At 64.2% G+C, this 7,719-nt stretch carries 6 protein-coding genes; 4 read left to right on the plus strand and 2 right to left on the minus strand.

The annotated features are described in order from the left end of the window. Positions 1 to 84: 84 nt before the first annotated feature. Entirely contained in the window at positions 85 to 2,166 is a 2,082-nt protein-coding gene (locus tag VFJ08_RS08740) for a M3 family metallopeptidase (protein ID WP_324996813.1), read from the minus strand. A gap of 211 nt (positions 2,167 to 2,377) precedes the next feature. On the opposite strand from VFJ08_RS08740, the gene gor reads away from it, so the two are divergent. The 4 genes from gor to gpmA all read left to right on the plus strand — a co-directional run bounded on the left by gor (position 2,378) and on the right by gpmA (position 6,036). Continuing rightward, positions 2,378 to 3,727: a glutathione-disulfide reductase gene (gene gor, locus VFJ08_RS08745; protein ID WP_324996814.1), complete on the plus strand. Its 1,350-nt coding sequence runs from the start codon at positions 2,378 to 2,380 to the stop codon at positions 3,725 to 3,727. 141 nt (positions 3,728 to 3,868) lie between these two features. Continuing rightward, complete coding sequence (locus VFJ08_RS08750) at positions 3,869 to 4,759, plus strand: alpha/beta hydrolase (protein WP_324996815.1); 891 nt, start codon at positions 3,869 to 3,871, stop codon at positions 4,757 to 4,759. A gap of 53 nt (positions 4,760 to 4,812) precedes the next feature. Further along, positions 4,813 to 5,226, plus strand: a complete 414-nt coding sequence (locus VFJ08_RS08755; protein ID WP_324996816.1) for a hypothetical protein — start codon at positions 4,813 to 4,815, stop codon at positions 5,224 to 5,226. A 60-nt stretch (positions 5,227 to 5,286) separates the two neighbouring features. After that, the gene (gpmA, locus tag VFJ08_RS08760) at positions 5,287 to 6,036 is read left to right on the plus strand and encodes a 2,3-diphosphoglycerate-dependent phosphoglycerate mutase (protein WP_324996817.1); all 750 of its coding nucleotides are present in this window, start codon (positions 5,287 to 5,289) and stop codon (positions 6,034 to 6,036) included. A 47-nt stretch (positions 6,037 to 6,083) separates the two neighbouring features. Here gpmA and VFJ08_RS08765 read toward each other — a convergent pair whose 3' ends face one another. Then, positions 6,084 to 7,664: a GGDEF domain-containing protein gene (locus tag VFJ08_RS08765; RefSeq protein ID WP_324996818.1), complete on the minus strand. Its 1,581-nt coding sequence runs from the start codon at positions 7,662 to 7,664 to the stop codon at positions 6,084 to 6,086. Positions 7,665 to 7,719: the final 55 nt, after the last annotated feature.

Raw genomic sequence — 7,719 nt, forward strand, 5'->3', positions numbered from 1 at the left:
GGCTTCGGCCGATGGAGCCATAAGCCGGCCGGCAGCTATTGTACCGGCCGAGCGGATTTGGCGGGCTGCGCCGCCGGGTCGGCCTCAGGCGGCGTGCGGCGTGGCCAGCCCGCTATGGCGCAACAGGGCGTCGATCGACGGTTCGCGGCCGCGGAAGGCGACGAAGCTGTCCATAGCGCCGCGGGTGGCGCCGCGTTCGAGTACTTCGGTGAGGAAGCGCCGGCCGGTGTCGGCATCGAACAGGGCGGTTTCCTCGAATGCCGAGAAGGCGTCGGCCGAGAGCACTTCGGCCCATTTGTAGCTGTAGTAGCCGGCTGCGTAGCCGCCGGCAAAGATATGCATGAAGCCGTGCGGAAAACGATTGGATTCGGGCGGCCGCAGTACCGCGACCTCGGCGCGTACCTTGTTCAGGGTTTGCATGACCGCCGCCCCCGAGGCCGGATCGAAGTCCCGGTGCAGGCGCAGGTCAAACAGCGAGATCTCGATCTGACGCAGCATCTGCCAGCCGGCCATGTGGTTGCGGGCGGCCGAGAGCTTGCCGAATAGCGCAGCGGGCAGTCTCTCGCCGGTTTCATAGTGCGCGGCGAACAAGTCCAGCGATTCGCGATACCAGCACCAGTTCTCCATGAACTGGCTGGGCAGTTCGACCGCGTCCCATTCCACGCCGGAAATACCGGCCAGCGACGGCCACTCGACGCGCGTGAGCATGTGGTGCAGGCCGTGGCCGAATTCGTGGAACAGGGTGGTGACTTCGTCGTGGGTCAGCAGCGCCGGCTTGCCGCCGACCGGCGGCGAGAAGTTGCAGGTGAGAAACGCCATTGGCTTCTGTATACCGCCGTCTTTCAGCACGCGCCGGCTTTGGAACGGATGCATCCAGGCGCCGTCGCGCTTGCCTTCGCGGGCATAGGGGTCGAGATAGAACACGCCGCGTGAGGCGCCGTCGGCATCGGTGATCTCGTAGACGGTAACGTCGGCGTGCCAGGTCGGCACGTCATGCCGCGTTTCGATCGTGACGTCGTAGAGCCGCTGGGTGACTTTGAACAGGCCCTCGATGACGCTGGGCGCCGGAAAATAGGGCCGCAGGTCTTCGGTGGTGAAGTCGTAGCGGGCCCGCTTGAGGCGCTCCGCATAGTACGACACGTCCCAGGCAGCCAACTTGTCGATGCCATCGGCGGCGGCCAATGCCTCCAGCGCGGCGAGTTCGGCGCGGGCGGGTTCGAAACTGCGCGCGGCCAGATCGAGTAGAAAGGATTCGATTTGGGCCGGTGATTCGGCCATCTTCTTGGCCAGTGAGCGTTCGGCATAATGGGTGAAGCCCAGCAGGCCGGCGGCCTCGTGCCGTAGGGCCAAAATCTCGTCCATCACGGTCGAGTTGTCGTATTCGCCGGCGTGCGGACCGGTATCGGAGGCCCGAGTCGAGAACGCTTCGTAGACTTCGGCCCGTAACGCGCGATCCTCGGCATGGGTAAGTACGGCGATGAAGCTCGGCGCATCCAGCGTGATCAACCAGCCATCCATATCCTTGTTGGTCGCGTTCTGGGCCAGCAGGTCGCGCGCGGAATCGGGCAGCCCTTCCAGGGCGTCACGATCGGTGAGGTGTTTTTGCCAGATCTGGGTCGCGTCCAGCAGATTCTGCTGGAATATGGTCGACAGTTCGGACAGCCGCTGGGCGATCTCCTTGTAGCGGCTCTTGGCCTCGTCGGGCAGGGCCACGCCGGCCAGCTCGAAATCGCGCAGCCGGTCGACGATCACGCGCTGGTGCGTGGCGTCGAGGGCGGTGAATTCGGCCGAATCGTGCAATGCCTTGACTGCATTATAGAGTGCGACGTTCTGGCCGACTTCCGAGGAAAACGCGGTCAGCTTGGGCACGCAGGCTTGATAGGCCTCGCGCCAACCGGGTGAATCCATCACCGCGTGCATATGCGCGACCGGCGAGAACACGCGCTCCAGCCGATCCTCGGCCGCCTCGATCGGCGCGATCAGATCAGCCCACGCCGCGGCTGCGTCTCCGGTCGTGCAGCGATCGATCACCGCGCGTGCTTCGTCGATCAGCACATCGACGGCCGGCTCGGCGTGCTCGGGCGAGAGCCGTTCGAAATCCGGCAGTTCGCCGGTGGCCAGCATGTCGAGAAGCGGGTTGTCGGCGGTTTCGGTCGCAGCACTCATAGTTGTCTTGGCAGCCTTTGTCGATGGTCTGTTGATCATGCGGTGTGCCGCTCCGCAATCAAGAGCGCCGTGTTCCGATTGGCGAACGGTCTGTTCGAAAAGCGCCGCGCAACCGCAAACGGATGCTCGGCGTAGCCGGGGTGGCTGGCTCGCCCCATGACGGCGCGCCTACAATGCCACATCAATCATTCAGGGATTGGAACTGGAAATCATGGCTGATCACTACGATCTACTCGTTATCGGCGGCGGTTCCGGCGGCATCGCCACGGCGCGCCGCGCCGCTTCGCACGGGGCGAAAGTAGTGCTCGTCGAGCGCGGCCGGCTGGGCGGAACCTGCGTGAACGTCGGCTGTGTGCCGAAGAAGGTCATGTGGCACGCTGCCGAATTCGCCGCGCATGCGGCCCACGCGCGGGACTACGGCTTCAATTCGGTGCCTGACGATCACGACTGGGCGAAGCTGGTCGCCAGGCGCGAGGCCTACGTCGAGCGTCTGAACGGGGTCTATGGCCGCAATCTCGACAACAGCGGCGTCGAGCGCGTCGCCGGGGAGGCGCATTTCGTCGATACGAAGACCGTCGAGGTGGACGGCCGGCGGATCAGCGCCGAGCACGTGCTGATCGCCACCGGTGGCAAGCCGCGCTGGCCGCAGATTCCCGGCGCCGCGCTCGGTACGGACTCGGACGGCTTTTTCGCCTGGCGCCGGCGCCCGGATCGCGTCGCTATCGCGGGCAGCGGCTATATCGCCTGCGAACTGGCCGGCATACTCAACGCGCTGGGCAGCGAGGTGACGCTGCTGCTGCGTAAGGGACATGTGCTCGCCGGTTTCGAGGCCATGCTCGGCGATACGCTGATCGAGCGCATGCGCGAGGCCGGCATCGAGATCCAAATGAATCGCCGCGCGGCGGAATTGTCCGAACGCGCCGGCCGAATCGAGGTGCGCTTCGAGGACGGCGACACCGTCGGCGGCTACGACGAACTGATCTGGGCCATCGGCCGCGCGCCGAGCACCGATCGCCTGGGTCTGGACAAGATTGGGCTGGAATTGAACGCCGACGGCACGGTGCCGGCCGACGACTGGCAGGATACGCCGGTCGAGGGCGTGCACGCGCTCGGCGACGTGACCGGGCGCATTAACCTGACTCCGGTGGCGATCGCCGCCGGGCGGCGGATGGCCGATCGGCTGTTCGGCGGCATGCCCGAGTGCCGTCTGAATTATCACAACGTGCCGAGCGTGGTCTTCACCCATCCGCCGGTCGGGAGCGTCGGTCTTTCCGAGGCCAAAGCGCGCGCCGACTACGGCGACGACGGGATCAAGGTCTACACCACGCATTATGTCGCGCTGTACCACGGCGTGCTCGAGGACAAGACGCCCTCGGACATGAAGCTGGTCTGCGCCGGCAACGACGAGACCGTGGTCGGCGCGCACGTGATCGGCGACGGCGCGGACGAGATGATCCAGGGCTTTGCCGTGGCGGTGAAGATGGGCGCCACCAAGCGCGATTTCGACGACACGGTCGCGATCCATCCGACCAGTGCCGAAGAATTCGTGACCATGACGTGAGAGGATATCTACAAAACTACTGCGCTTGTCATTTCGGGCCCGTCCGGTGCTCGTAATGCTCACGTATTGCTTATACGCTGCGCTTCCTGCGCTCCGGGCGTGCCCAAACTGCCGGCGCTCGCTACGTTTTGTAAATACCCTGTGAGCCGGCGTGGCTGGCAACACCTGTTTCAGGCGGCGGCCGTGAGCCTGCTCGCCTCGCTGCTCGCGGCCTGTTCGGGCCAGTTCTGGGTCAATACGCTGGTGCCGCGCTGGGGCTATGATCGGCATTCCGATATTGCTTACGGCAACCTGCCGCGGCAAAAACTCGATATCTATACGCCGGACGAGCCGGCGGCGGGGCATCCGGTGGTCGTGTTCTTCTACGGCGGCGGCTGGCAGAGTGGCAACAAGGACGGTTATCGCTTCGTCGGCCAGGCGCTCGCCTCGCGCGGCATCACGGCCGTGCTGCCCGACTATCGACTGTATCCGGCGGTGCGCTTCCCGGCCTTCATCGAAGACGGCGCGGCGGCGGTGGCTTGGACCCGGCAACATATCGGCGCCTACGGCGGTAACGCTTGCCATCTGTTCGTGGCCGGGCATTCGGCCGGCGCGCATATCGCGGCCATGCTGGCCACGGACGGTGCCTATCTGGCCGCTGCCGGCGCCTCGATCCACGACTTGGCGGGCTTCATCGGCCTGGCCGGGCCCTATGATTTTCTGCCGATCAAGGGCCCTACGCTGCAAAAGATCTTCGCGCCGAAGTCTAATTGGCCGAACACGCAGCCGATTAATTTCGTCGACGGCGACGAGCCGCCGATGCTGTTGCTGCACGGCGGCGCGGATACCACGGTGCGGCCGGAAAACACGATAAATATGGCCGCAAAGGTCAATCAATCCGGCGGCTCGGCCAAAGTGAAAATCTATCCGGGCGTGACCCATATCATGCTTATCGCGCCCCTGGCCGCGACGCTGCGATTCATGGGCGACGAACTGGACCAAATCGCCGACTTCGTCAGCTTACGGGTAACGGACAGGTCCTGTTCAGCTTGATTGTTTATGTTGACGCGTTCGCAAGGGGGCGTGAACAGGGCGAGGAACCGGCTATGCGCCGAAAGATATGCGCCGCTGCCTGCGCGGGCTTTCTGCTGTTGTTCGGCGGCGCTGGCGCGAGCGCGGAATCCGTCGAATGGAAACCGTTGAGCGTGGCCGTATCGGCGTATAACTCGGTGGCTTCGCAGACCACCCGACACCAGCCGTCGGTCGCGGCCTGGGGCGATGTCCTGGTGCCGGGCATGCATGCGATCGCGGTCTCGCGCGATCTGATCAAGAAAGGGCTGACGCACGGCACCAAGGTCAAGATCGAGGGCCTGCCGGGGGTCTATGTCGTGCGTGACAAAATGGCCGCGCGCTGGACTAACAAGATCGATATCTACATGGGCCGGGACATCGCCAAGGCGCGCGACTGGGGCATTCAGCACGGTATCCGCATTCTCTACGCCGAGCACGACAACGGCTGACGCCGCCGGCGCGCCTGGGTTAACATCAAGGTTGAACCCGGGTTATTTCGAGGACAGGTCATGGCCGGCCAGCTCATACTCTTGCGCCACGGACAGAGTCTGTGGAATCTGGAAAACCGCTTTACCGGGTGGGTCGATGTCGATCTGTCCGACACCGGGCTTGAAGAGGCAAAAAACGCCGGCAAGCTGTTGGCGGCGGAGAATATCCGCTTCGATATCGCTTTCACCTCGGTGCTTAAGCGGGCGATCAGGACGCTGTGGGTCGCGCTCGGCGAAATGGATCAGGCCTGGGTGGATGTCGAGCGTCACTGGCGGCTCAACGAGCGCCATTACGGCGGCTTGCAGGGGCTGGACAAGGCCGAGACGGCCGAAAAACACGGCGACGAGCAGGTGCATATCTGGCGTCGCAGCTACGATATCCCGCCGCCGGCAATGGATGCCGACGATCCCGGCCATCCGCACAACGACCCACGCTATGCCAAGTTGGACGCGCGCGTGCTGCCCGGCACCGAATCGCTCAAGCTGACGCTCGAGCGTGTGCTGCCGTACTGGCACGACGCCATCGCGCCCCGGCTCAAGGCCGGCGATAACGTGCTGGTCGCCGCCCACGGCAACAGCCTGCGCGCGATGGTGAAATATCTCGACGGCGTGTCCGACGACGAGATCACCGGCCTGAATATTCCCACCGGCATTCCGCTACGCTACCGGCTCGACGACGAACTCAACGTCGTCGAATCGGGTTATCTCGGCGACGCCGAGGCGGCCGAAGCGGCGGCCCAGGCCGTGGCCAATCAAGCCAAGGGCAGGTAAGACGCCACAACGCGTTTAGGCGTCCGCAAATGAACGGCGGTTGATAATTACCCTCGGCGCTCTGCGGCCACGCCTCCGTTGGCGACCACTCGATTGCGGCCGCTGCGTTTGGCGACATACATCGCCTGATCCGCGGATTCGAGCAGTTGTCGCGCGTCGGGAAAAATACTCGACTCCGATCGGTGCGTGGCCACGCCGATCGATACGGTGACGTTCAAGTGGCTGTTATCGGGTAGGCGAAACGAGTGCAAGCGGATGTTGCTCAACAAACGCTGCATGATCGCATGGCCTTCTTCCGGCGCGACCGCGCTCAGGATAATGACGAACTCTTCGCCCCCGTAGCGGGCGACCACATCGGTTTGCCGTACCCCCACCAGGAGTCGGCGGGCCACCCCGATGATGACCGAGTCGCCGGCGGCATGGCCGTAGGTATCGTTGATGGCCTTGAATCGATCGATATCGATAAAGGCTACGCTCAGCGGCGTGTCGTCCCGGTTGGCGTTGGCAAACGCCTTATCCAGCGTGGCGACGATGTATTCGCGATTGAACAGCCCGGTCATGGAATCCCGCTGGGCGCGGGCATCCAGCCCGTCCGTGCGGCGTTCGAGCGCCCGGGTCCGCTGTTCCAGATCGTCGGCGGCGCGTACGCTAAGTAAATTCCGGGCGATCGCGATGTCCTGGGCGCGGTCTTCCATCGCCCGGCGTTGCGCGGCATCCATGAGCTGGACCTCGAAACAGGTTTCGATCCAGGGGATTTGCGCCGTCAGCTCCGCCAACATATGCCAGTATTGATCGGATTTCAGGGGCAATCCCGGCGCGATCGTCTCGCCGATCCCCGCCAGGGCGTCGCTATCGCCGCCGGCGAGCCAAGCGTCGGCCATGCGGCTGGCCACCGCGACGCATGCGGAGACCCGGGCTGTCTCATTCGTCGGCGCGGCTGCAAAAGGCGGGGCGCCGTGGCTGTTGGTGACGCTTATCGGCAAATACTCGGGCAACCGCCATTGCCGCAAGAGCCAGGCGCCGGCTTCGGCGTGATTAAAGCCCAACGCCTCGGTCTCGCGAGCCAGGAGATCGGAATGATCGTCGCTGCGTTGATAAATACGCACCCAGCGCGCACCGAAGGCGGCGTCCATCGCCAGTAGCCCGATCTCCCGCAGCAACCCGGCCAGGAAAAAAGACTCCGGCAGCGTTTCGCGCAACTCGACGGCCAGGCCGCGCGCCGCCAGGGCGGTAAACAGCGATTGGCACCAGTAACGGGCGGTATTGAAACTCGCCGCCGACGCCGAGCCTAATTCATCGCGTAGCGAAAAGCTCAGCGCTAGGATGACGGTGGCGTTCAAACCCAAGACTTGCAGCGCCCGCGAGAGAGTCGTGACGGTCCCGCCGTAGCCATAGAGCGGCGAGTTCGCCAGCCGCAGGAGCTTGCCCGTCAAGGCCGGATCGCATTGGACCAGTTCGCCGACCTGGCTCAGGCTGACTTGTGGGTCCTGCGCGAGCGTGATCAGGCGCAGCGCGATGGTGGAAGGCGAGGGTAGGCGTATGCAGTCTTTTCCAACCCAGACATGAGCCTGAGCAGCGCGGCGGATAGCGAGCTTCAGGCAGCCGGAATCCGGGCTTGATTGATGGATTGAAAGATCTCGGTTTTGGCGTTGTTCACCTGCCGAGCGGCTTCATTGTCGCTGA

This window comes from Salinisphaera sp. (genome assembly GCF_035690525.1).
Lineage (GTDB): Bacteria > Pseudomonadota > Gammaproteobacteria > Nevskiales > Salinisphaeraceae > Salinisphaera.

What these genes read in the sequence shown, in the direction of transcription:
- VFJ08_RS08740 (WP_324996813.1), bottom strand. Translation starts at nt 2,166, where the DNA reads ATGAGTGCTGCGACCGAAACCGCCGACAACCCGCTTCTCGACATGCTG.
- gor (WP_324996814.1), top strand. Translation starts at nt 2,378, where the DNA reads ATGGCTGATCACTACGATCTACTCGTTATCGGCGGCGGTTCCGGCGGC.
- VFJ08_RS08755 (WP_324996816.1), top strand. Translation starts at nt 4,813, where the DNA reads ATGCGCCGAAAGATATGCGCCGCTGCCTGCGCGGGCTTTCTGCTGTTG.
- gpmA (WP_324996817.1), top strand. Translation starts at nt 5,287, where the DNA reads ATGGCCGGCCAGCTCATACTCTTGCGCCACGGACAGAGTCTGTGGAAT.